The sequence below is a fragment of the Tessaracoccus sp. OS52 genome (assembly GCF_020687685.1).
GTDB lineage: Bacteria > Actinomycetota > Actinomycetes > Propionibacteriales > Propionibacteriaceae > Arachnia.
This window is the reverse complement of the sequence record NZ_JAJEWM010000003.1, coordinates 59,042-79,806: the sequence shown is the minus strand read 5'-3', so window position 1 is coordinate 79,806 and position 20,765 is coordinate 59,042. Positions and strand designations below refer to the sequence as shown.

The window sequence follows — 20,765 nt, the reverse complement described above, 5'->3', positions numbered from 1 at the left end:
GTCCTCAGAGTCGGGGGAGGTGCATGCCGCCGTCGACGTGGATGACGTCGCCGGTGCTGTAGGGCATCGCGCCGGAGGCGAGCGCTGCGACGGCGCCGCCGACGTCGGAGGGCTGGCCCCAGCGTGGCATCGGGGAGATTCCCTGCGCGAAGAGGGAGTCGTAGCGTTCCTTGACGCCGGCGGTCATGTCGGTTGCGATGACGCCGGGCCTGACTTCGTAGACCAGGACGCCCTCGGGTGCCAGCCGCGCCGCCCAGAGCCGGGTGGCCATGGACACGCCCGCCTTGGACAGGCAGTACTCCCCGCGGTTGATGGACACGGTCGTCGCGGAGATCGAGGAGACGTTGACGATGACGCCGCGGACGTTGGCGGCGTCGTCGCCCTGCTGCTGCAGCATCTGGCGGGCGACGGCCTGGGTGAGGAAGTACGGGCCGCGCAGATTGATGCCCATGACCCGGTCATAGCTCTCGGGGGTGGCCTCCAGCAGGTCGCGGCGCTCCTCGGGTGCGACGCCGGCGTTGTTCACCAGCACGTCGATGCGGCCGAAGTGGGCGACGATGTCGGCGACGAGCCCTGCGTGGGAGTCGACGTCGTCGACGCGGCCCTGGAAGTAGGCGGCCTTCTCCGGCCCGCCGAGCCCCTCGATGAGGCCCTCCGGTTCGGGGCGGGTGGCCACGACGGCGACCCGGAGACCTTGGGCGATGAGGGCCTGCGAGATGCCGAGACCGATACCTCGGCTGCCTCCCGTGACCACGGCGACACGATTCATGCTGCCATTCTTGCCGTCTTCCCGGAGTTTGGCAAGCGCTTTCCGAGGCGGCCGACCTGGCTGGGTTGCCACGCCGCGACGTCGCCGCGACGTCGCCACGACGTCGCCACGACGTCGCCACGACGTCGCCGGCCGACCTGCTGGGCCCGCGCCACCGCTCTCGGCCCGTGCCACCGCTCCCGGCCCGCGCCACCGCTCCCGGCCCGCGCCACCGCTCCCGACCCGCGCCACCGCTCCCGGCCGGCGCCACCCTTCGCCCGGCGCGCTGCGGGTAGTCGGTCCCACTACCGGTGCAGCGGTAGCGCGGCCGTGAAAGGGCAGCATCTGGCGGAAACGGTGGCGCGGCCGTGACGGGGCAGCATCTGGCGGGAACGTTTCGTTCGGCCGACGACGGAGGGTTCGACTGAACCCCTGATGCGTTAACGTGCTTGAGAGAAGCTTTTCTAGAGTCGCGGCAGAGGCGCTGCGACAGCACCAGAAGGAAGGTTGCACCCGATGAAATTGTTCCGTTTCCTAGCCGCCGGAGCCGCCGGTGCGGTGCTCGCGGGCGTGGGTCTCGTCCAGCCCGCGACCGCAGATTCCGTGCCCGCCCCAGAACCCGTGATCGAGGACCTCGGCGCCCCCATCACGACGACGCGCAACACCCAGTCCACCGCCGGCTACTGGACCGACGGCAGGCCCGTGGTCTACGCGGTGTCCAGCCAGGCCGAGCAGACCCTGCAGTTCTCCGTCATCGACATTGCCACGGGTGAGCAGCTCGAACAGATCGTCGTTGAGGGCGTCGCCCAGTCCCATCACGTGCTGCTCGGCGCCGACGGCAACGTCTACATCGCCGCCTGGAGCCCGTCGGGCGATCTGCTTCGTTACGTGCCCGGCAGCGGCGTCGTGGAGAATCTGGGTATCGCGGTCCCCGGAGACCTGGTGATCACGCGGCTCATCAATGGTGAGGACGGCCTGATCTACGGGGGCGGCTATCCCTCGGGCGAGGTGTTCAGCTTCGACACCGAGACCGGTGAGGTCGTGGACATGGGCGTGGCCGTCGAGGGACAGCAGTACGCCAGGAGCCTGGCCTACGCCCCCGAGACCGACACCCTGTTCGTCGGCACCGAGGGCAGCCGCATGCACCTTGTGGCCATCGACGTGAACACAGGCGCCAAGACCACGATCACCTCCGCCGAGGCGTCCGCCACCGATGCGCGGCACTACCACCTCCACTACGCCAACGGTCTGCTCTTCTCCTACTCCAGCCCGTCGCTGGACTGGAACGTCTACGACGTCGCCGCGGGGGAGTGGATCCAGAACATCGACAGAAACGCCCAAGGCGGCATGGCGGGGCCTGACGCTGACGGCAAGACCTACTTCGTGAAGCTCTCCGATGGGCTCATGGAGTATGACACAAGTACCAAGGAGCTGGCGCACACCGGCTGGAGCCAGCCTCTCTCCTCGGCGCAGGGGTCGGCGGGAATCTCGCTGATCGACCTCAACGACCCGGCGTGGCCGGGAGAGAGTGTCGTCGGCCTCAGCTCGCGCGACGAGCTTTGGGTCTGGAACCCCACGACCGGGACGGGCGAGGTCCGGAAGGCGGAGGTTCCCGAATTCGGGGTCACCATCAGGTCGCTCGGTTACGCTGACGGTCGTGTCTACGTCGGTGGCAGCTCCGGCGCCGTGACCGTCGACGCCTACGACACCGCCACCGGGCAGTACGCGAACTTCACCGCCGGCCCGTCGGCACGGGTGGACGCGTGGGCCAGCGTCAACGACAACGTCTACTTCACGACCTACCCCCAGGCTGCGGTCTGGGAGTACGACCCGGCCCAGCCCTACGTGTGGGGCCGCAACCCCGATGACCTGTTCGGCTACCTCTCGGACCAGCAGCAGGAACGGATCTACGCACTGGAGGTCGTGGACGAGACCTCGATGGTCGCGGGCACCATCGGCGGCCGCGACATCGACACCGGGATCCTGGTGCACTACGACACCGCCACCCGGGTCCGCACAGACCTGGGTGCACCGATCGAAGGGATGAGCATCGCGTCGCTCACGCATTCCGGTGACCAGCTCATTGGTGGCACCAGCGTCCAAGTCCTCGGTGGCGAATCCCCTCATTCGCAGGCAGAGGTCTTCATCCTGGACTTGACGACCAACGAGCTGGTGTGGCGAGGCGCCCCCATCGAGGGTGCCCGTGACTACGTCGAGCTCACGATGGACGACGAGGGGCACCTCTGGGGTCTCACTTCGCAGGGCATCGCCTTCGAGTTCGACCTCGAGACCAAAGAAGTCCTCGAGCAAGCAACAGTCGGCGCGGCCGGTGGGCAGTGGGGCATGGGGACGCTGCAGTTCGGTCCCGACGGCCTCCTCTATGGGGCCACCGCCCCGGGCGAGGTCTTCGTCCTCGACCCGGAGACGTTCGAGACCAAGAAGCTCGCCGACGGTGAGCACGCGGTCTTCGACGACGACGGCTACCTCTACTTCGGCCGCGACGGGCACCTCTTCCGTCTCACGCCAGCAGTGAACCCGTTCCCCGACACCGAGACGCCCGTGGTCGCGGAGCTGGACCGGGTCCAGGAAGCCTCGGGCGACGAGGTGGAGATCCAGGTGGTGGCGACGGACAACCGTCGCGTCACCTACAGCGCTACCGGCCTGCCCGAGGGACTCGCCATAGACCCCGAGACCGGTCTCATCTCCGGGCGACTGAGCGGCGTCGGTGCTTCGCAGGTGAGCGTCACGGTGAGTGATGCTGCAGGCAACACGGCAGGGACGGAGTTCCTGTTCGTGGTCACAGGGCCACCTGCGGGTAGCTGATCACTGGTGGATCAAGCGGGGCCGGGGGCGACTCCCGGTCCCGCTTCTGCTTTCGGCGAGACCACGCGCTGCGGACGCGGACGACCGTCCGACGCGCTTGGCCAGCGGTGTGGGCCGGCCGGCCTTCTTTTCGACGCTGCCCCCCTGAGCTCGCGCCACCGTTCGCCGACCGCGCCACCGTTGGCCGACCGCGCCACCGTTCGCCGACCGCGCCACCGCCACAGCGGTGGCGAACCCCCGAAGCTGCAGCGTCCCCGCTCGTGGCCCCACTGGTTGGTGAACTGGAGTTGTCGGGGCCGACATCTATGGTTCCTACCAACACGACGTCTCTCTAAGGAGTTCCCATGAGCGCAGAACTGACACCAATCACAGCCTGGACGTTCCACGCAGAAGTCCCAATCCCGAGGGACATCGGGTCGATCCTCATCCCTGGTGAACAGCCCATCGCGGCCTACAAGACCTTCCGCGACGCCGCGGTGTTCACCGACCGGCGAATCGTCGTTCGAGACTCGCAAGGAATCACCGGCAAGAAGGTGGAGATGTACTCCGTGCCCTACTCCTCCATCAACATGTGGTCCTCTGAGAACGCGGGCACGTTCGACTTCAATTCGGAGATCGAACTGTGGACCCGTGCTGGCCACATCAAGATCACCTTGGGCAAGGGTGTCGACGTTCGACGGCTTGACCATCTCATCGCGCAGGTGGTGCTGGGCTCGGCTCGGTGATTCGCCGTCAGCCACAGACGGTCGGCTTCGAGCACCGGTAGGGCGTCCCGCGCCGGCGGTCGAAGGGTCACCCCAGCACGTTGCTCCTCGATGCTGCGAGCGCGGCGGCGCGGTCCAGTCCGCCGTGCTCCAGGCCGGCGACGTGGGACTCTCCGGCCCAGACGGTTCGGCCGTGACGGGTCACCTCGACGCGGAGCCGCCCGCTGAGGTGCTCGATCGCGCCGGGAACGGCGCGGCGCTGTCCCACCAGCGGCACGGGCAGGACGTGCGCGGCATTGAGCGGCGCGTCGGCGTCGACGCTGATCCTCCAGCCGTGGGAGCGTCCCTCCAGGCGCCAGTGTTCGTCCCCGACGTCAGCGCGGACCGGTGAGGTGACGGGGTTCCCCAGTCGGAGGACCCGCCCATCGGGCAGTCGGACGACGAGCGCGGTCACCTCGGTGCGCAGGGGACCGGCCACGACGTCGCCACCGGCGAAGGCGACGCACGCGCCGTCGTCGGCAAAGCCGTGCGCCTGACCCCACCACCACGAGTCGGGGAAGCCGGCCCTGCCCCAGTTCTTCTCCCCGTAGACCTGCGCCCCGTCGAACTCCCAGCGCACGCCGTCGACGTCCACCGTCCCGGATGCCCGACCCCCTAGCAGCCAAGGGTGCCAGTACTGGTTGAGCCCCGGGATCAGCTGGAACCAGCTGGACCCGCCGAACGGTCGCCTGGCCGGCCAGCGGGACAGCCCGTCGAGCCTGATGTCGAGGTGGGCGCCGACGCCAATGTCGACGACGACTCGCTCGTCGGTCCCGCGAAAAGACCCCTCCGGCCCAGCGGCACGTGCCCCCAGCCCGTGGTTGCGGGCTTCGGCCATGGGGATGATCGCCTGGCGCCATGCCCCGCCGGACGTGCCCACGCCCGCGAGCGCCCAGCGGCCGGTGCGGTCGCTCTGGACCCCGATCAGCGCTATGACGACGCGTCCGGTGCCCGGATCCGTGAGCCGCCAGAAGTAGCCCTCCATCGCGACGCCGTGGGCCCACTCGGGGTGGCCGAACGGCCAGTCCGCCCCGGAGGCCCGGTAGCCTGCAGCCCTGCTCACCGTGACGCCGTCGCGGCCAGACTGGCCTGCGCCGGAAGGGTGCGGCGTCCGCGTTGCAGCTCGGTCTTCCTCATACCCGATCTTCCCATTGTGAAGCGGGCAGTGGCGTGCCTACGATGCGCGCATGAGTGCCTCAGCGGATTCTTTCAACAGTTCTGCGTTCGGCGTCTGGATCAACAGCCCCGGGGGCCGGGCGCTCCGTGCGGTGGTTGGGACCGGCTTCCTGGTGGCCGGACTTGCTGCTCGCCGCACGGCCGGCGGCAAGGCGTCCTTGGCGTGGGGTGTGTTGCCGTTCACCGCCGGCCTTCTCGACGTGTGTTACATCAGTGCGACGCTGGGTGGGCCCTTTCGTGGTGAGGACTGCCGCGCGTCAACGCAATGACCCGCACAGGAGTTGGTCGCTGGTCTGCCGTGGATGACTGCCGACTCTGAGTCCCGAGCACCATCCGCAATGGCTGAGCGGCGTCTCGCCCGGACACAGGGATAGAGTTCACCCATGCTCGGCAACATGGGGGGTCTTCCAGCGGAGGCACGCCGTTCCAGGATGCGCTCTCTCGTCTACAAGCGGGGTTTCGCGCTGGTGACCGACCTCGCGAAGCTATTCGAAATCTCCGAGGTGACGGTGCGAGCAGACTTGGACGCCTTGGCCGAGGAGGGTTCAGTCCGACGAGTCCACGGTGGAGCTATGACCGTGGGGGACGTGCAGGGTCATCAGACCAGCTTTGATGAAGCGGCTCAGGAACGCGCTTACGAGAAGGAACTGATCGGACGTGCGGCCGCCGGCTTGGTCGAGAGTCACCAGGTAGTGGCCGTCGATGCAGGGACCACCTCAATGGCGATCGCCCGCGCATTGGTCAAGCGCACCGAACTGCGTGACATCACGGTGGTGACGAATGCCCTCAACATCGCTCTGGAACTCGAGCAGGCCATCCCCCGAGTCACCGTCATCGTGACCGGCGGCACGCTCCGCCCGGCCCTGCACTGTCTGGTCGACCCCCTCGCGGGCACAGTCTTGAACCGGATCCGGGCCGACATCGCCTTCGTCGGCTGTAACGGCGTTGACGTAACCGCCGGGGTGACGAACATCTCTCTCGCCGAGGCGGACGTCAAGCGCCAGATCATCCAGAACGCGACCCGCACGGTCCTGGTTGCTGACTCCTCGAAGTTGGGACTGGTGCGCGCGAGTCGGATTTGCCCCCTGAGTGCAGTGACTGTCCTCGTGACGGATGACTCGGCGGACCCTGCTGCCATCAGTGCAGTACGGGACGTCGGGGTGGAGGTCGTGGTCGCCTAGTTTCTTCTCACACCGGTCAGCCAGCGGGGAGTGGGCAGTGCGCTAGTGTCCTGCGGAGGCTGCCCACTCGGCCTAGGTGCGTGAGGTGACCGCGGCTACGCACTCTGGCCGCTGGAGCCGAATTCTCTCATTCGGAGGGAGACGATGGCTCGCATGGAGCTCATCGCGCAGGCGATTGCCTCACTGGGCTCCATGACCGACGGGTGGGTGGTCAGGAATTCCCGAAGTGCCGCCGTCCAGGCAAGATGGGAGTCTGTGCCTTGGTTGATCTTGCGGATTCCGTGGGCGATACCCTCCTGCTTCTGTTCCGAGCTGACTCCGTAGGACTCAGGGAGTTTGCCACCATGGGCGTTGATGGTGCGAACGTGTTCGGGAGGGATGGAGGAACTGCCGTGGAGGACCAGGAAGGTGTCCGGGAGCCGTTCCTTGATGGCCGAGATGAGTGAGAGGCGCAGCGTCTGGCCGCCCTCCGCAGTTGTGAACTTGACTGCCCCGTGGCTGGTGCCCACCGCGACGGCGAGCGCGTCGACGCCAGTTGCCTCAACGAAATGGGCCGCCGTGTCGGGGTCTGCGAAGATGATGTCCTCGGCGCTGGCCCCGATACCCGCCTCGGCGCCCCCGACGGTGCCGAGTTCGCCCTCGGTGCTGACCCCACACCTACGCGCCAACGCGACAACCTCGGCAGTGCGGGCGATGTTGTCCTCCAGGGAGGCCGGGCGGTCGTCCTCGACGCGGCGGCTCGCGTCGATCATCACGCTGGTGAATCCGGTGTCCATGGCTCGAGTGCAGTCGGCCAGCGTACGGCCGTGGTCGAGATGGAGGGCGACCGAGACATCGCTGTAACTGTCAACCAAGGCCCTCAGTTGCTTCCACCACCTGATTTCATCCTGGTACGGGTGCATGCCGGCAATGGCCTGCACGATCACCGGTGATGCCTCGGCTCGTGCTGCATCGAGCACGGCCACGGCCTGGTTGAGGTCGGACACGTTGAACGCGCCGACGCCATACCGGCCTGCCTCTGCCTCGCCGAGGAGGTGTCTGAGGGTCTTGGTTGTCATTGCTGTGCTCCTTAGAGGGCTGAGGTGATGCCCAGCTTGTTGTAGTCGAGGACGATGGGCTTGTCCGTGACCGTGCGGGCGTAGAGCAGCACCTTGGCGGCAGACTCCACAGCCACGGACGTCTTGAATGCGTCGCGCAGGTTGTCGCCTACGGTCAGGAGGCCGTGGTTGCCCCACACGACGGCGTTGAGATCGCCCATGACGTCGCACATTGAGTCCCCGAAGGCCGTGTTGTTGGAGAGTTCGAACGGCATGATCGGCACGTCACCCTTGGTGTAGATGACCATGTTCACGAGAGTGCCGGTGATGGGCTCGCCGATGGCTCCCCAGACGTTGGCGAAGATCGGCTCCGTATGAACGATGGCGTTCACGTCAGGCCGACGACGGTAGACGGCCATGTGCACGGTCACCTCGGAGGAGGGTTGGTGCCTTCCCTCGATCAGGTTGGAGTTCGAGTCGACCAGGACGATGTCGTCAGCCGTCATCCGGTCGTACTCCAAGTCCGTCGGTGTGATCAGGAAACGGTCCTCCTGATCAGGAACCCGCAGGCTGATATTGCCCTGGGTGTTGAAGTTCAGGCCATACTGCATGGAACGCAGGCAGTAATCGAGGATGTCCTGCTTGGCGGCATCGATGTCGAAGGCGGTCATGAGCTTTCTTCTCCTTGTGTTGGATCTTGTTGGAAGGTCTGTAGGGACAGGGGACGGGTAGCGGTGTACAGGTCTCGGTAGGTGGTTCTGCGCTGGCTGAACCAGCCCGGGTACCGCGGCTCTCCGGTGCCCTGGCCGGTCACCGGCGGGACGACGTCCACCACTCCGATGCCTATGCCTGCGAGCATCGCGGCTCCTCGCAGCGAGGCATGACCGGGATACCCGGTGAGCCCCACGCCAGCCGCATCGGCACGCGCGGTCAGGGCTGCGTGGTTGCTGGCACCTCCGCCGGTGGCAACGATCCGTCCGGCTCGCAGACCTCGCTCCTGAAGTTCCCGGAGGATCTTGCCGAGTTCGAATCCGGCTGCCTCGACCAGCGCGAGCGCGACATCCTGGCGGGTCGCGCCGAGAGTCAGGCCGGCGATCACCCCGGTGGCGGCGGGATCGTTGTCCAGAGTGCCGGAGCCCGCAAGGTAGGGGAGCACCATAAGGGAGGACGGTTCATTCGGCAGGTCAGCGAAGAGCTCCGGGACAGGCGTGCCCGTGAGCCTCGCGAACCATTCCAGTGCCCACCCCCCGGCAGCTGTCCCGGCCAGGGTCACCCATTGCCCCGCTCGCAGGGGATAAGTCGCGAGGCCGGTGCCGATGAGTTGTGAGGGGCGTCCGTCGTGGCCGAAGGTCAGACAGTCCGAACTCCCGAGGGAGAAGGCCGAAAGGATGCCAGGTTCGCCACCGACCCCCACCCAACTCGCGGCCTGATCGTGGGCGCCGGCGATGATCGGCAGACCAATTGGGAGAGAGAACTTGTCAGCGGCCCTATCGCTGACCACGCCGATCACGGTCCCGGATTCCACCGCTTCGGGTAGTTGGCGCGAACTCACGGCTACCCCGCTGGTACGGGAGATGCCGTCCAGCACTTCCTCTGACCAAGACCTGTTCTCCACGTCGTATGCGCCGGTCCTTGCAGCCATCGAGAGATCGGTCGCGAAGTGGGCTCCCATCTCGGATGCCACCCAGGTGTCGATTGTTGCGTAACGGATCTTCCGGCCTGACCATGCACCGTCAAGGTTTGCCGCGATCTTGAAGATCGAGAACATCGGGTGCAGCGGTTGTCCGGTGATCTCCTGGAAGCGTTCATCGCCGAGCGTGTCACGGATTGCCTGGGCTGCGGCCAGCCCCCGGGGATCCATGCTCACTGGTGCGTCGGCGAGTGGTTGCAGAGAGGAATCGAGGGGAACCACAGCCTCGCCCAGTACGCTGAATGAGAGAGCCTGGGGCGGGTCAGCCTTGATAACGGGAGAAGCGATCACTGACCTGAGTGAGTCCGCGACTGCCGCAAGGACTGCGTCCATGTCCAGTTCGACTCGTTGACCGGAGTTCCTCAACTCCACTCCGACGGCGCTGCTGACGAGCTCCTGACCGTCGCTGCTGTAGGCACCGGCACGGACGCCACTCGTGCCGAGGTCAACGCCGATGAGACTCATTTGACTGCTCCCGCCAGGCCGTGGACCAGGTACCGCTGGACCGAGATGAACACGATCACCACCGGGATGGAGATCAGCACAAGTACTGCGAACAACGCGCCTGGCTGGCTGAGGAAAACACCCCGGTAGGCGAGCGGCACCAGGGTCAATGGCTTGAGGTTGTTGTCGCTCAGGGATACGAGTGGAAGCAGGAAGTCGTTCCAACTCATCATGACTTGCCAGATGACGACTACGGAGAGAGCGGGTCTCCCGAGTGGGAAGTACAGGCGCCAGAAGATCGTCCAGGCACTGGCTCCATCGACGCGTCCCGCCTCATATGTCTCGTCGGGAATGGCCAGGTAGGCCGTCCTCAGGATGATCACGGCGAACGGCATCCCGAGAGCTGAGTAGACGAGCACCACTCCGATGATCGAGTTGTAAAGTCCGATGGCTTGCAGAATCTTGAACGCGGCGACGACGATACCCGGCATTGGCAGAACGAGTCCCAGTATCAGCAGGCTGAAGACCACCGCCTTGAATGGCACGTGCAGTCTTGCCAGTGCGAAGGCAGCCATGGAGCCTGCCATGACGACGATCACGACGGAGGGGACTGTGATCAGAAGACTGTTGGCCAAGTGGGTGAGGATCGGGTTCTGCTCAAAAACCAGTGAGTAATTCGACAGAGCCGGCGCCTCGGGGAGCATGCCGAAGAACGTCGTCTTCGGGTTGTTGGCGGGCATCAAGGACAGGCCCACGACCATGATCACAGGGATCATCCACACCGCAGCGAGGGGGCCGAGCACCAGGTGCAGCCAACGCCTGTTGTCGGGTCTGCGGCGAATGGGCATGGACTGAGTGTCTGCTCGTTGCGTCACTTCGCCTTCTCCTCTCCTGTGATGAAGCCCGCGCCGAAGACGCGCACCATTGACAGTGAAGCTGCGACGGCGACGACGATCAGCACGACACTGATGGCTGAGGCGTAGCCGACGCTCTGGAGCTGGAAGGCCTCCTGGAACGCGAATGTCGGCAGCATCTCCGAGGCGTGATTGGGGCCACCCTCGGTCAGGACGTACACAAGCTCGAAGGTCTTAAGGGAACCGATGATGCCCAACATGAGCAGCGACAGGTGGGTGTGCTTGAGCAGAGGGAACACGATCCGGGTGATGGACTGCCACCAGCTGGCGCCGTCGACCTTGGCGGCCTCCAGCAACGACGAGTCGATGAGTTGGAGTCCCGCGAGGTAGAACAGCATCGAGAACCCGGTCCACATCCATACGTTCACGAAGATCACGGCAAAGATCGCCGTGTCGGGGTTTGCGAGGAAGTTTCCGCCCAGCCATTCGATCCCAGATGCGTTTCCCACGGAGACCAACACCCCATTGAACGGGTCCATGATGCGCTGCCAGACGATACCCACGACGATCGGTGAGAGGATCGCCGGAATGAAGAAGAGCGCGCGATAGATCGTGGACCCGGCGATCTTGGAGTTGAGTGCGAGAGCCAGAAGGAGGCCAATCGCGGCCTGCGGGACGATCGTCAGGGGGATCCAGAGCGCAGAGTTGCGGATGGTTGTGTGAAACACAGGGTCCTGGAACAGCTGAGCGTAGTTGTCCAGACCAACGAAGAGGCCTGCGTTGACTCCGTCCCACTCCAGCAGTGAGGACTGGATGTTGTAGACGATCGGGTAGACGACGAACAGTGCGAAGAGGACGATCGCAGGAGCGAGGAACAGCATCCCTGGGATCGACGATCTGATACGGGAGTTCATGTGTGGTCTGTCCTGCCAAGCGCCCCGGGCTGAGGCTCCCGGGGCGCACAAGGCGGCTAGTTGTTGAGGGTGTCAGACACGGACTGGACGGCTGCGGCAGCTTCTTCCGCTGTCTGCTCGCCGGTGGCCACAGCGGCCAGGGCGTCGGAAACGGCCTGGTCCAGCTTGGGGTCATCGAAGTAGCGGGAGTACTTCACCTCTGGCAGCCAGTCGTTGACGAAGGTGTCCCAGATGGCTTCCTGCTTCTCCGAGGTGAACTCGCTGGGATTCAGGCCCTTGACCGCAGGGATGTCATTCATGGTGTCGATGAGCTTCTGCCCTCCGTCCCCCGCAATCCAATCGGTCAGGACTGCGCAGGCCAGTTCAGGGTTTTCGCTGTTGGCGGAGATCCCCAGCGAGACGTCGATGCCGCCCACGAACTGGGATTCCGCGGCACCTCCCGGGAGCGTCGGGAAGAGGAAAGGCTCATATCCCTCCATGCCCACGGACAAAGCAGGGATGGTGGACTGGTCCTTGGTCGGGTCCGACTGCTGGATCCACCAGGCTCCCAGGGGGATCATGGCGGCGTTGCCGGCCTCGAACTGGTTGGCACCGGACGGGTACGCATCAAGACCTATGGCGCCATCCTGGGCAATCCCTTCGCTGAAGAGCCTGCCGAAGTAGTCAAAGGCCTCGATGAGTTCCGGACTCGTCCAGTCCGCCTCGCCGTCCTCGGCCTGGTACACCAGTCCCGGCTCGACGTTGTTGGCGATCTGGAGGAACACGGCGTTGCGCAACCAGCCATCCTTCGCCGGCAGCATGAACGGGGCGTAACCGTTACCTTCCATCGCTTCGACGACTGCCTTGAGTTCGTCCCATGTTTGGGGGATCTCCTGGCCTGCCTCCTCGAAGAGCTGGGTGTTCGCCCACAGGTTCACCGTTTGGACCAAGATGGGCAGGGAGTAGAAATTCTCGTCGCCCTCCGGGTTTCCGGCGCGAGCCTGCTCAATACCGATGGGGTAGAACATCTCCTGCCAGTCCTCGCCCCAGGTGGAGGCGGCGCAGTCCTGCAGCGGCATCAGGTTGGAGCGGTACTGCTGGGTGAGGGCGCCCGGCTGGAGGCCGACGATGTCGGGGAAGGTGTTGGAACTGGCGCGCGTCTGGAGATCCACCAGGTACTCCGGGTAATTGAAGATCGTGGCGTCGATGGTGGTGCCGGGGTTGGCGTCCTGGAATGCGGCCACCATCTGCTCAGTCGTCTGGGCGATGGGGCTCCATGAACGGAACGACACCGTCCCTTCAAGAGCGCCGGACTCCTCCGGGGTGGAAGCGCCTGTCTCTTCTGCGGAGGGCGTGGGCGATTCATCGGTGGTTGCTGCACCGGCACAGCCAGTGAGGGCGAGTCCACTCACTGTGAGGGCTACAAGAGTGGCTCTGGTGTGGCGAGAAAACATCATCGTTTCTCCTCCTTTGACTTCGATGTCCTTGGGGCCGCTGGGTAGCCGCCCGCGAGGAACCTACGAGAGTGATCGGCCCCGTGGGAAGCAGGTCGGTGTTACTTGTCGACTCTTTTCCCCTGCTTGTGCAAACGAAAGTCGCGGTTTGCGCTTTGCGGCGGCCGACGAAGCAGCCCCTTCGTACGGCTCGTTCCCCTTGCGGAAGCGGGTGAGGCATGACAGTATTGTGGAAAGCGCTTACCCGACGATGGGTTCGAGAGAAGGAATCTGTAGTGACGACGACAACCAATGCCTCCCAGGCTCCAGCCGAGTCCGCAGCTCGCAACGTCCGCGAGATCGGCATCATCATGAACGGCGTCTCGGGACGCATGGGCTACCGCCAGCACCTGGTGCGTTCCATCCTCGCTATCCGCGAGCAGGGTGGCGTCGAACTGCCCGACGGGTCGAAGGTGACCGTCCGCCCGCTGCTCGTCGGTCGCAGCGAGGGCAAGCTCGCCGAGATCGCAGCGCGTCACGGCATCGACGACTACACCACCGACCTCGACGCCGCCCTCGCCGACCCCCGCTGGGAGATCTACGCCGACTTCCTGGTCACCAAGGCCCGCGCGAAGGCCCTGCGCAAGGCGATCGCCGCCGGCAAGACCATCTACACCGAGAAGCCCACGGCTGAGACGGTGGACGAGGCCGTGGAACTCGCGCGCCTGGCAGCGGCCGCCGGAGTCAAGACCGGCGTCGTGCACGACAAGCTCTACCTGCCCGGTCTCCAGAAGCTCAAGCTGCTGATCGACTCCGGCTTCTTCGGCCGCATCCTGTCTGTCCGCGGCGAGTTCGGTTACTGGGTCTTCGAGGGCGACTGGCAGCCGGCCCAGCGGCCCAGCTGGAACTACCGTGCCGAGGACGGCGGCGGCATCATCGTCGACATGTTCCCGCACTGGAACTACGTCCTGGAGAACCTCTTCGGCGAGGTCAAGAGCGTCTACGCCACCGCAGCCATCCACATCCCGGACCGCTGGGACGAGAAGGGCGAGCACTACGACGCCACCGCCGAGGACGCCGCCTACGGCACCTTCGAACTGGAGGGCGGCATCGTCGCCCAGATCAACTCGAGCTGGACCGTGCGCGTGAACCGCGACGAACTCGTGGAGTTCCAGGTGGACGGCACCCACGGCTCGGCCGTCGTCGGGCTGTTCGGCGCCAAGATCCAGCACCGCAACTCGACCCCGAAGCCGGTCTGGAACCCTGACCTCGCCGACTCCCACGACTACTCCGCCGACTGGGCCGAGATCCCCGCCAACCGGACCTTCGACAACGGCTTCAAGCAGCAGTGGGAGGAGTTCCTCACCTCTTACGTCGAGGGCACCGACTACGAGTTCGACCTCCTTGCCGGCGCGCGTGGCGTGCTGCTCGCGGAGGCCGGGCTGCAGTCGGCTCGCGAGGGCCGCAAGGTCGAGCTGCCGCGGCTGGGCCTGGAGGGCTGATGTCCGTCGACCCGCGGCTGTCAATCAATCAGGCGACGATCAAGTACGCGGACCTCGCCACCGCCCTGCGCGTCACGGCCGACGCCGGGGTGCAGGCCATCGGGCTCTGGCGCGAACCGGTGCAGGAGGTCGGACTCGCCACCGCCGCGCAGATGCTGGCCGACTCCGGGCTGCGGTTCTCGTCGCACTGCCGGGGCGGGTTCTTCACGCTCCCGGAGGGGCCGGCGCGGCGGTCGTCGCTGGATGACAACCGCGTCGCCATCGAGGAGACCGCGACGCTGGCGGCCGCCGGCGCGCCCGGGTCAGCTGCGGTCCTGGTGCTCGTCGCCGGGGGACTGCCCGAGGGTTCCCGTGACCTCGCCGGGGCCCGCGAGCGGGTGCGCGACGCCATCGGGGAACTCGCCCCCGAGGCCGAGGCCGCAGGGGTCACGCTCGCCATCGAGCCGCTCCATCCGATGTACGCATCGGACCGCTGCGTCGTGTCCACGCTCGGCCAGGCACTGGACATCGCGGCGGACTTCGACGGCGCGGTCGTCGGCGCCGCCGTCGACACCTTCCACATCTGGTGGGACCCCGACGTCATCGCCCAGGTCGAGCGCGCCGGCCGTGAGGGGCGGATCGCCACCTACCAGGTCTGCGACTGGGCCACCCCGCTGCCGCAGGACGTCCTGCTGGCGCGTCACTACCCGGGCGACGGCGTGATCGACTTCGGCCCCATCACCCGGGCGGTGATGGCCTCCGGCTACGACCGCGACATCGAGGTGGAGATCTTCAACGCCGACATCTGGGCCACAGACCCGTCGGAGGCCGTCCGCCTCACCGCCGCGGGCTTCTCCGCTGCGGTCTCACCGCATCTGAACCCCTAGAATCCAGCCATGCCGACACCCACACACGCCCGACGCCCGGGCTCGGCGACCCTGCACGACGTCGCGCACGCGGCCGGTGTCTCACTCGCCACCGCGTCCAGGGTCCTGAACGGTTCCACCCGGAAGGTGGCCGAGTCCTACCGAGAGCGGGTCGAGGCAGCCGCGGCCGAGCTCGGATACACCGCCAACCTCTCGGCGCAGGCGACGGCGCGCGGCACCTCCGCAGTGGTCGCGCTGCTGGTGGCCGACATCGCCGACCCATACTTCGGTGAACTCGCCTCCGGCGTGGCGCAGGGCGCCGACGAGTCGGGTCTGGTGGTGACCGTCGCAATGACCGATCGCGACACCCAGCGCGAGGTGCGCCTCGTCCGCGCCCTCCGCGGTCAACGGCCCCGAGGCCTGATCCTGGCCGCGTCGCGAATGTCGCGGGAGCTGGCGCCCGAACTGCAGCGCGAACTGGACCTGGTCGAGGCGGCCGGCGGCCGCGTCGTCGCCCTCGGCGAGGGAGCCGGCAGCGTCAGGACTGTCCTGGTCGACAACCGTGGCGGTGGGGAAGCGCTCGGCGCTGCCCTCGCCGAACGTGGCTATCGCAGCGCCGTCGTCCTGGCCGCGGCGGACGGCATGGTCACCAGCGACGCCCGAGTCGAGGGCTTCACCGCCGGGTTCACCGCCGGGGGCGGCGAGGAACCCCGGGTCTACCGCGGTGGGTTCAGCCGCGAATCGGGCATGGAGCTGATGACCCAGGCGCTCGCCGACGGCGTCGAGCCGGGCACCGTCGTCTTCGGCATCTCCGACGCCGTGGCCATCGGCGCCCTCAACGTCGTGCGGGCCGCGGGACGCGAGGTGGGCACCGACGTGGCCCTGGCCGGTTTCGACGACATCCCCACCGGCCGCGACGTCAGCCCCACGCTGACAACCGTGCACGTACCGCTGCACCAGGTCGGCTACCAGGCCTTCCATGCCGCTCTCGACGACGACTGGGAGCAGGACAACGAGGCCCTCGGCCTCGAGGTCCTCCTGCGCGACAGCACCCCGCCGCGCAGCTGAGCGAGCTTCCTGCCGATGCGGGCCGGAGCCGCCGCATCGTCGCGTTCAGTCGGTGGTGAAGCGGGCGTGCACCCGGGCCTGGAGCCGGATGTCCTCGGGCGTCAGGTCGACGCCGTCGCCGCCGCCCCGCATCATCGCGGAGTCCGCGCCGCCGGCCGCGAACAATCCGGGTGGGGCGCCGCCGTCGAGCGGGGAATCCGACAACTCCAAGAAGCGGACCTCCCCCTGCCCGGCGGCGATCGCCAGGATCCCAGCCCGCTCGTGGGCGTCGGCGACGGCCTCGGCAAGGATCCTGGACTTCTCCGCGCGCTCGCGCTGCTCGGTGAGCCTCCACTCGACATGATCGACGACGACGCCAGCCTCCCGCGCCCACCCGTTGATGAACGCGCTCATCGCCCGGAAGTTGCTGAAGGTCAGCCTGGCGCGGCTCTGGGCCTGGTGACGCAACGGCAGCTGGCTGCCGTCCTGGGCCCACGGTCGCCAACTTCGGGTTGCCAGGGGGAGCAGCACGGTTTCCGTGACAGGGCAGGGGTCCGCATCCTTGAGCGCGCGGAACTCGGCGTTCATGGCTTGGGCCAATTGGGTGGCCTGGCTCACGGCCTTGTCGAGGTCGCCGGACTCATGGCCCAGAGTGAGGTGCAGGACCGCCAGTTCAGGCGGAAGCTCGGCGCGGGCGTCGCCGATGACTGTAATTCTCATGCGCGCTCCTTGCGTGGGGCCGACCGGACGGGCTGCGGACGTCCGGCCGACCCAACAACATAGTAATGAGAATGGTTCTCAGATGGCAATGGTTTCAGCGCTTGCCGAAGATGTCGCCCAGGATGTCCCCGAGGCCCCCGCCGCCCTCCTTGCGCCTGATCTCGTCGGCTTCCTGGGCCTCGCGCGCGTCGTCGGGCATCTGGTCATGGTCGCCGGTGCCCTGCGGGACCTCGTTGCTGGTGGGGAACCGGTCGGTGCCTGGGCTGGCGGGGCCGGGGTCGCCGGTGCGCGGAGTGTTGAACGGGCTGTCGCCGGTCTGCTGGACGGACTCGGGCTGGGTGGCGCCGCCACCCCCGCCGAGCACCTGACCGAGGATGTCACCGAGGCCACCGCCGCCCTGGCGACGGGGTTCGGGCGCGGACTGGCGCTGCTGACCGCCGCCGAGGATGCCGCCGAGGATGTCGCCGAAACCGCCGCTGGTCACCTTGCCGGCCAGGTAGCCGATCACGATCGGCGCGAGCATCTTCAGCAACTTCTGCACCTGCGCGTTGCCGAGCATGCCGCCGAGCTGGGCCGGCTGCGCGTCGGGTGAGCCGAACACGTGGGACACGATCTTCTCACCGTCGGCGGTATCCACCTGGTTGAGGTCGACCCGCGACTGGGTGAAGAACTGCGATGAACTGTGCTGGTTCAGGGCGTTGGCCAGAGAGGCCTCGCCGGCCGGATCGGTGGCGTTGCTCTGCATCCCGCCGACGAGCGACGCGACGGCCTGACGAGCCGCCGCTTCGGCGGTGGCCTGGTCGGTGCCCAGTTGGTCGGCCAACTGATCCATGGGAATGCGGTTGAGGATGTCGTTTACTGCGTTCATCACAAGCCCTTCCTGTTGGGAGACCTTCAATAAAGCACAAGCGGGGTCCGCCGTTGGGTCTTCAGTGTGGGTTCTTTGTTCCAGGCATGGGCCAACTTCCGACACTCTGGCTCAGGCAACCGATCTGCGTCGGTGATCGGGCGCCGGTCAGGCGAGGTGGGGGAGCAGGTCGGTGAGGTGCTCGATCATCAGGTCGCCGGCCTCGCGGACCTCCACCCCCGGTGTCGTGAGCATCACGGTCGCCATCCCCGCGGCCGCGGCGGCCTCGGAGTCGATCGGCCGGTCGCCCACTCCCACGCAGTCATCGACTTCGAGCCCGTGCCTCCGGACCAACTCCAGGTACATCGCGGGGTCCGGCTTTCGGGGGAAGCCGTCATCGGTGCAGATGAGGTCGTCCACCTCCACTCCGAGCCCGTCCAGCAGCGACGACGCGCTGCGGCGGTCGCGGTGCGTGACCACCAGATTCAGCCCCGAGACCTGTGCCATCACCTGATCCAGCCCCGGCATGGCCGGCGGTGGGTCGCTTCGCCAGCGCTCCTTCAGGGCGTCCTCGGCCCGCTCGAACTCCTCGACCGGGATACCGAACCGCTCGGAGAGCACCTCGACGGCGTGGCCCGTCGAGATCCTGGTGGCGGCGGCGACGTCGGCCTGGGCGACGTCGTGCCCGGCGGCCCGGACGACGTCGGCCAGTGCGGCGTCGAGGGCGGGGTAGGTGTTGACGATCGTCCCGCCCATGTCCCAGAAGACGTGCCGGAACCGCTTGCCCGCCGCACTCACCGCGAGATCACTGCCGTGCTGCCGCGCAGCCCCACGGAGGTGGTGACGGGTTCGCTCTGCCCTCCGCTGTGGGTCAGGGTGGAACCGTCCACGCTCACCTGCGACGCGTGGTGGCGCAGGGCCTCGACCACCACGGGTTCGAGTTCCGTCAGGTCGAACCACACCACGCCGTCGCCGGGTTCCGGCACCACGACGGCGAAGTCGAGTCCAAGCACATCCGCCGCGGTGCGGGTGACCTCGTGGCAGCGGACGTGGTCGGGGTGGCCGTAGCCGCCGTCGGCGTCGTAGGTGATCACGAGATCGGCGTGCACGTGCCGCAGCCAGGCGATGAGGTCGGCGAGGATGTCGGCCTCCTCCGCCGCGCAGAAGGAACGCTCGTCCGGGTCCTCGACCGGGCCCACCACGCCCTCGCTGAGCCAGACCATTCCGGAGTCGCGGTAGTTGCGGGACCCGACGGCGTCCCGCGCCGGCGGCGTCCCGAGGTAGGCGTGCTCGGCAACGCCCAGGACCGCGAGGGCTCCCGCCAGTTCCTGTTGGCGGTGGGACTCGAGTTCGGGCGTCCCGGCAAGGTGCGACAGCGGGCCGGGGACGACGTCGCCCAGCTCGCCACGAGTGGCGGTCAGGACGGTGACGGTGTGCCCGGCGTCCACGAGGTGCCGGATCAGGGCACCGGTAGCGATGGTCTCGTCATCGGGGTGGGCGTGGACGAAGGTGATGTGGCTCATGATGCCTCCGATTCGGTTAGTGGGGCTGAGTGGTCTCAGTGGGCGCGGAGCACCCGGTGATAGGCCGCGAGAGTGCGCTCGGCCACCGTCGACCAGGTCATGTCCAGCGCGCGCCTACGACCAGTCGCACCGAGCGCGGCGCGGCGTTCGTCGTCGCGGAGGAGGGCGGTGAGTTCGCGGGACCAGTCGGCGGCGTCGTGGCCAGGCACCAGGATCCCGGTGTGGGTGTTGCAGATGGCCTCGGTCAGGCCGCCCGCGGCGGCGGCAAGCACCGGCACCCCGGAGGCCGACGCCTCAAGCGCGATCAGCCCGAACGTCTCGGAGTGCGATGGCACCAGCATCACCGACGCGTGGCGGATGATCTGCGCCAGCGACTCCCGGTCCTGGCCGGGCAGGAAGACCACGTTGCCGGTCAGACCCAAGTCGTCGACGAGCTGGTGCAGCTCGGCCTCGTATCCGGCGAAGTCCGCTGAGGTCTGCCCGATGATCACCAGGTCGGGCCGGATCTCGGCCGGTACGCCGGCGAGGGCGCGGAGCGCGACGTCGGGGCCCTTCAGCGGCTGCAGCCGGGCGGCGAAGACGAGGTAGCCTGGCCGGACGCCGGGCTCCGGGGTCCAGCCCTGAGGATCCGAGTCCCCAACGGGATGGAACAGGTCGACGTCGACGCCGGGGCGGACGATGGCGACGCGCTCCGGGTCGGCGTTGCAGCGTCCGATCACGACGGCCGCCTCGTGGTGCGAGACGGCGATCACCAGGTCCGACTGCTCGGCGCACAGCACCTCTCCGGCCAGCCGGTCAGGGGTCTCGGGCGGCTCGCCGTCGCGGAGGGAGGAGTTCGGGTGTGCGGCCACGGAGTGGAAGGTCATGACGTGCGGGATGCCCCACTCCCGCGCGAGTGGAATGGCGGCCACCCCGGACATCCAGTGGTGGGAGTGGATGAGGTCGAAGGGGCCGAGTTCCGACATCCCCGCGCGGAACTCGTCGATGTGGTGGTGGATCTCGCTCTTGGGAAGCGGCTTGGTTGGCCCCGCGGTCACGTGGCGCAGGACTACCCCCTCGGCGAAGTCGACGACGTCGGGCTGGTCCGGGCCCCCGCGACGGGTGATGAACTCGACGTGCACGTCGAGTTGGCCCATTGCGTCGGCCAGCGCGTGGATCAGCACGTTCATCCCGCCGGCGTCGGCGGTGCCGGGCCGCTCCGCCGGCGACGTGTGCATGGAGACGAACGCAACCCGCAAGGTCATGGGGCGACGCTACAC

Annotated in this window: 19 protein-coding genes; 6 read left to right on the top strand and 13 right to left on the bottom strand. The window is 67.2% G+C overall.

The features are described 5' to 3' along the window. Positions 1–4 precede the first annotated feature (4 nt). On the bottom strand, positions 5–769 hold the full coding sequence (locus tag LKO27_RS11540; RefSeq protein ID WP_227737657.1) for a 3-ketoacyl-ACP reductase: 765 nt from the start codon (positions 767–769) through the stop codon (positions 5–7). Between the two features lie 495 nt (positions 770–1,264). Between LKO27_RS11540 and LKO27_RS11535 the strand changes: the two genes are divergently transcribed. Next, the gene (locus LKO27_RS11535; RefSeq protein ID WP_227737656.1) at positions 1,265–3,571 is read left to right on the top strand and encodes a putative Ig domain-containing protein; all 2,307 of its coding nucleotides are present in this window, start codon (positions 1,265–1,267) and stop codon (positions 3,569–3,571) included. 344 nt (positions 3,572–3,915) lie between these two features. Further along, positions 3,916–4,296, top strand: coding sequence for a PH domain-containing protein (locus tag LKO27_RS11530; RefSeq protein ID WP_227737655.1), 381 nt, complete (start codon positions 3,916–3,918; stop codon positions 4,294–4,296). A gap of 67 nt (positions 4,297–4,363) precedes the next feature. On the opposite strand, the gene LKO27_RS11525 is transcribed toward LKO27_RS11530, so the two are convergent. Continuing rightward, the gene (locus LKO27_RS11525) at positions 4,364–5,377 is read right to left on the bottom strand and encodes a tocopherol cyclase family protein (protein WP_227737654.1); all 1,014 of its coding nucleotides are present in this window, start codon (positions 5,375–5,377) and stop codon (positions 4,364–4,366) included. 496 nt (positions 5,378–5,873) lie between these two features. Here LKO27_RS11525 and LKO27_RS11520 point away from each other — a divergent pair, with 496 nt between their 5' ends. After that, complete coding sequence (locus LKO27_RS11520) at positions 5,874–6,671, top strand: DeoR/GlpR family DNA-binding transcription regulator (protein WP_227737653.1); 798 nt, start codon at positions 5,874–5,876, stop codon at positions 6,669–6,671. 95 nt (positions 6,672–6,766) lie between these two features. On the opposite strand, the gene LKO27_RS11515 is transcribed toward LKO27_RS11520, so the two are convergent. The 6 genes from LKO27_RS11515 to LKO27_RS11490 are packed head-to-tail and all read right to left on the bottom strand — an operon-like array spanning position 6,767 to position 12,881. After that, the gene (locus LKO27_RS11515) at positions 6,767–7,729 is read right to left on the bottom strand and encodes a ketose-bisphosphate aldolase (RefSeq protein WP_227737652.1); all 963 of its coding nucleotides are present in this window, start codon (positions 7,727–7,729) and stop codon (positions 6,767–6,769) included. Positions 7,730–7,740: 11 nt separating this feature from the next. After that, on the bottom strand, positions 7,741–8,379 hold the full coding sequence (locus tag LKO27_RS11510; RefSeq protein WP_227737651.1) for a class II aldolase/adducin family protein: 639 nt from the start codon (positions 8,377–8,379) through the stop codon (positions 7,741–7,743). After that, positions 8,376–9,863: an L-fuculokinase gene (locus LKO27_RS11505; RefSeq protein WP_227737650.1), complete on the bottom strand. Its 1,488-nt coding sequence runs from the start codon at positions 9,861–9,863 to the stop codon at positions 8,376–8,378. The genes LKO27_RS11510 and LKO27_RS11505 overlap by 4 nt, the downstream gene beginning before the upstream one ends. After that, the gene (locus tag LKO27_RS11500; RefSeq protein WP_227737649.1) at positions 9,860–10,690 is read right to left on the bottom strand and encodes a carbohydrate ABC transporter permease; all 831 of its coding nucleotides are present in this window, start codon (positions 10,688–10,690) and stop codon (positions 9,860–9,862) included. Before LKO27_RS11500 ends, LKO27_RS11505 begins: the two co-directional genes overlap by 4 nt. Before the next feature lie 23 nt (positions 10,691–10,713). After that, entirely contained in the window at positions 10,714–11,610 is an 897-nt protein-coding gene (locus tag LKO27_RS11495) for a carbohydrate ABC transporter permease (RefSeq protein ID WP_227737648.1), read from the bottom strand. Positions 11,611–11,666: 56 nt separating this feature from the next. After that, positions 11,667–12,881, bottom strand: a complete 1,215-nt coding sequence (locus tag LKO27_RS11490) for an extracellular solute-binding protein (RefSeq protein WP_227737647.1) — start codon at positions 12,879–12,881, stop codon at positions 11,667–11,669. A gap of 437 nt (positions 12,882–13,318) precedes the next feature. Between LKO27_RS11490 and LKO27_RS11485 the strand changes: the two genes are divergently transcribed. From LKO27_RS11485 to LKO27_RS11475, 3 genes are read left to right on the top strand one after another with little or no spacing between them, the layout of a single operon-like run. Then, the gene (locus LKO27_RS11485; protein WP_227737646.1) at positions 13,319–14,524 is read left to right on the top strand and encodes a Gfo/Idh/MocA family protein; all 1,206 of its coding nucleotides are present in this window, start codon (positions 13,319–13,321) and stop codon (positions 14,522–14,524) included. Further along, positions 14,524–15,390, top strand: a complete 867-nt coding sequence (locus LKO27_RS11480) for a sugar phosphate isomerase/epimerase (protein WP_227737645.1) — start codon at positions 14,524–14,526, stop codon at positions 15,388–15,390. The genes LKO27_RS11485 and LKO27_RS11480 overlap by 1 nt, the downstream gene beginning before the upstream one ends. Positions 15,391–15,399: 9 nt before the next feature. Further along, positions 15,400–16,437, top strand: coding sequence for a LacI family DNA-binding transcriptional regulator (locus LKO27_RS11475; protein WP_227737644.1), 1,038 nt, complete (start codon positions 15,400–15,402; stop codon positions 16,435–16,437). A gap of 45 nt (positions 16,438–16,482) precedes the next feature. Here LKO27_RS11475 and LKO27_RS11470 read toward each other — a convergent pair whose 3' ends face one another. The 5 genes from LKO27_RS11470 to LKO27_RS11450 form a co-directional block, all read right to left on the bottom strand. After that, on the bottom strand, positions 16,483–17,136 hold the full coding sequence (locus LKO27_RS11470; RefSeq protein ID WP_227737643.1) for an SIMPL domain-containing protein: 654 nt from the start codon (positions 17,134–17,136) through the stop codon (positions 16,483–16,485). A gap of 94 nt (positions 17,137–17,230) precedes the next feature. Continuing rightward, positions 17,231–18,004: a DUF937 domain-containing protein gene (locus LKO27_RS11465; RefSeq protein ID WP_227737844.1), complete on the bottom strand. Its 774-nt coding sequence runs from the start codon at positions 18,002–18,004 to the stop codon at positions 17,231–17,233. A gap of 147 nt (positions 18,005–18,151) precedes the next feature. Continuing rightward, positions 18,152–18,781, bottom strand: coding sequence for an HAD-IA family hydrolase (locus LKO27_RS11460; protein ID WP_227737642.1), 630 nt, complete (start codon positions 18,779–18,781; stop codon positions 18,152–18,154). Beyond that, positions 18,778–19,506 (bottom strand): PIG-L family deacetylase, encoded by a 729-nt coding sequence (locus LKO27_RS11455; RefSeq protein ID WP_227737641.1) that lies wholly within the window; start codon positions 19,504–19,506, stop codon positions 18,778–18,780. The genes LKO27_RS11460 and LKO27_RS11455 overlap by 4 nt, the downstream gene beginning before the upstream one ends. A 35-nt stretch (positions 19,507–19,541) precedes the next feature. Next, positions 19,542–20,750 carry a glycosyltransferase gene (locus tag LKO27_RS11450; protein ID WP_227737640.1) on the bottom strand — a complete coding sequence of 403 codons (1,209 nt, stop codon included), beginning with the start codon at positions 20,748–20,750 and terminating at the stop codon, positions 19,542–19,544. Positions 20,751–20,765: the final 15 nt, after the last annotated feature.

Excerpts from the sequence above, each read along its gene's own strand:
- LKO27_RS11530 (WP_227737655.1), top strand. The coding sequence starts at position 3,916 with ATGAGCGCAGAACTGACACCAATCACAGCCTGGACGTTCCACGCAGAA.
- LKO27_RS11510 (WP_227737651.1), bottom strand. The coding sequence starts at position 8,379 with ATGACCGCCTTCGACATCGATGCCGCCAAGCAGGACATCCTCGATTAC.
- LKO27_RS11475 (WP_227737644.1), top strand. The coding sequence starts at position 15,400 with ATGCCGACACCCACACACGCCCGACGCCCGGGCTCGGCGACCCTGCAC.
- LKO27_RS11540 (WP_227737657.1), bottom strand. The coding sequence starts at position 769 with ATGAATCGTGTCGCCGTGGTCACGGGAGGCAGCCGAGGTATCGGTCTC.
- LKO27_RS11470 (WP_227737643.1), bottom strand. The coding sequence starts at position 17,136 with ATGAGAATTACAGTCATCGGCGACGCCCGCGCCGAGCTTCCGCCTGAA.
- LKO27_RS11495 (WP_227737648.1), bottom strand. The coding sequence starts at position 11,610 with ATGAACTCCCGTATCAGATCGTCGATCCCAGGGATGCTGTTCCTCGCT.
- LKO27_RS11450 (WP_227737640.1), bottom strand. The coding sequence starts at position 20,750 with ATGACCTTGCGGGTTGCGTTCGTCTCCATGCACACGTCGCCGGCGGAG.
- LKO27_RS11480 (WP_227737645.1), top strand. The coding sequence starts at position 14,524 with ATGTCCGTCGACCCGCGGCTGTCAATCAATCAGGCGACGATCAAGTAC.
- LKO27_RS11500 (WP_227737649.1), bottom strand. The coding sequence starts at position 10,690 with ATGCCCATTCGCCGCAGACCCGACAACAGGCGTTGGCTGCACCTGGTG.
- LKO27_RS11455 (WP_227737641.1), bottom strand. The coding sequence starts at position 19,506 with ATGAGCCACATCACCTTCGTCCACGCCCACCCCGATGACGAGACCATC.
- LKO27_RS11505 (WP_227737650.1), bottom strand. The coding sequence starts at position 9,863 with ATGAGTCTCATCGGCGTTGACCTCGGCACGAGTGGCGTCCGTGCCGGT.
- LKO27_RS11515 (WP_227737652.1), bottom strand. The coding sequence starts at position 7,729 with ATGACAACCAAGACCCTCAGACACCTCCTCGGCGAGGCAGAGGCAGGC.
- LKO27_RS11465 (WP_227737844.1), bottom strand. The coding sequence starts at position 18,004 with ATGAACGCAGTAAACGACATCCTCAACCGCATTCCCATGGATCAGTTG.
- LKO27_RS11535 (WP_227737656.1), top strand. The coding sequence starts at position 1,265 with ATGAAATTGTTCCGTTTCCTAGCCGCCGGAGCCGCCGGTGCGGTGCTC.
- LKO27_RS11520 (WP_227737653.1), top strand. The coding sequence starts at position 5,874 with ATGCTCGGCAACATGGGGGGTCTTCCAGCGGAGGCACGCCGTTCCAGG.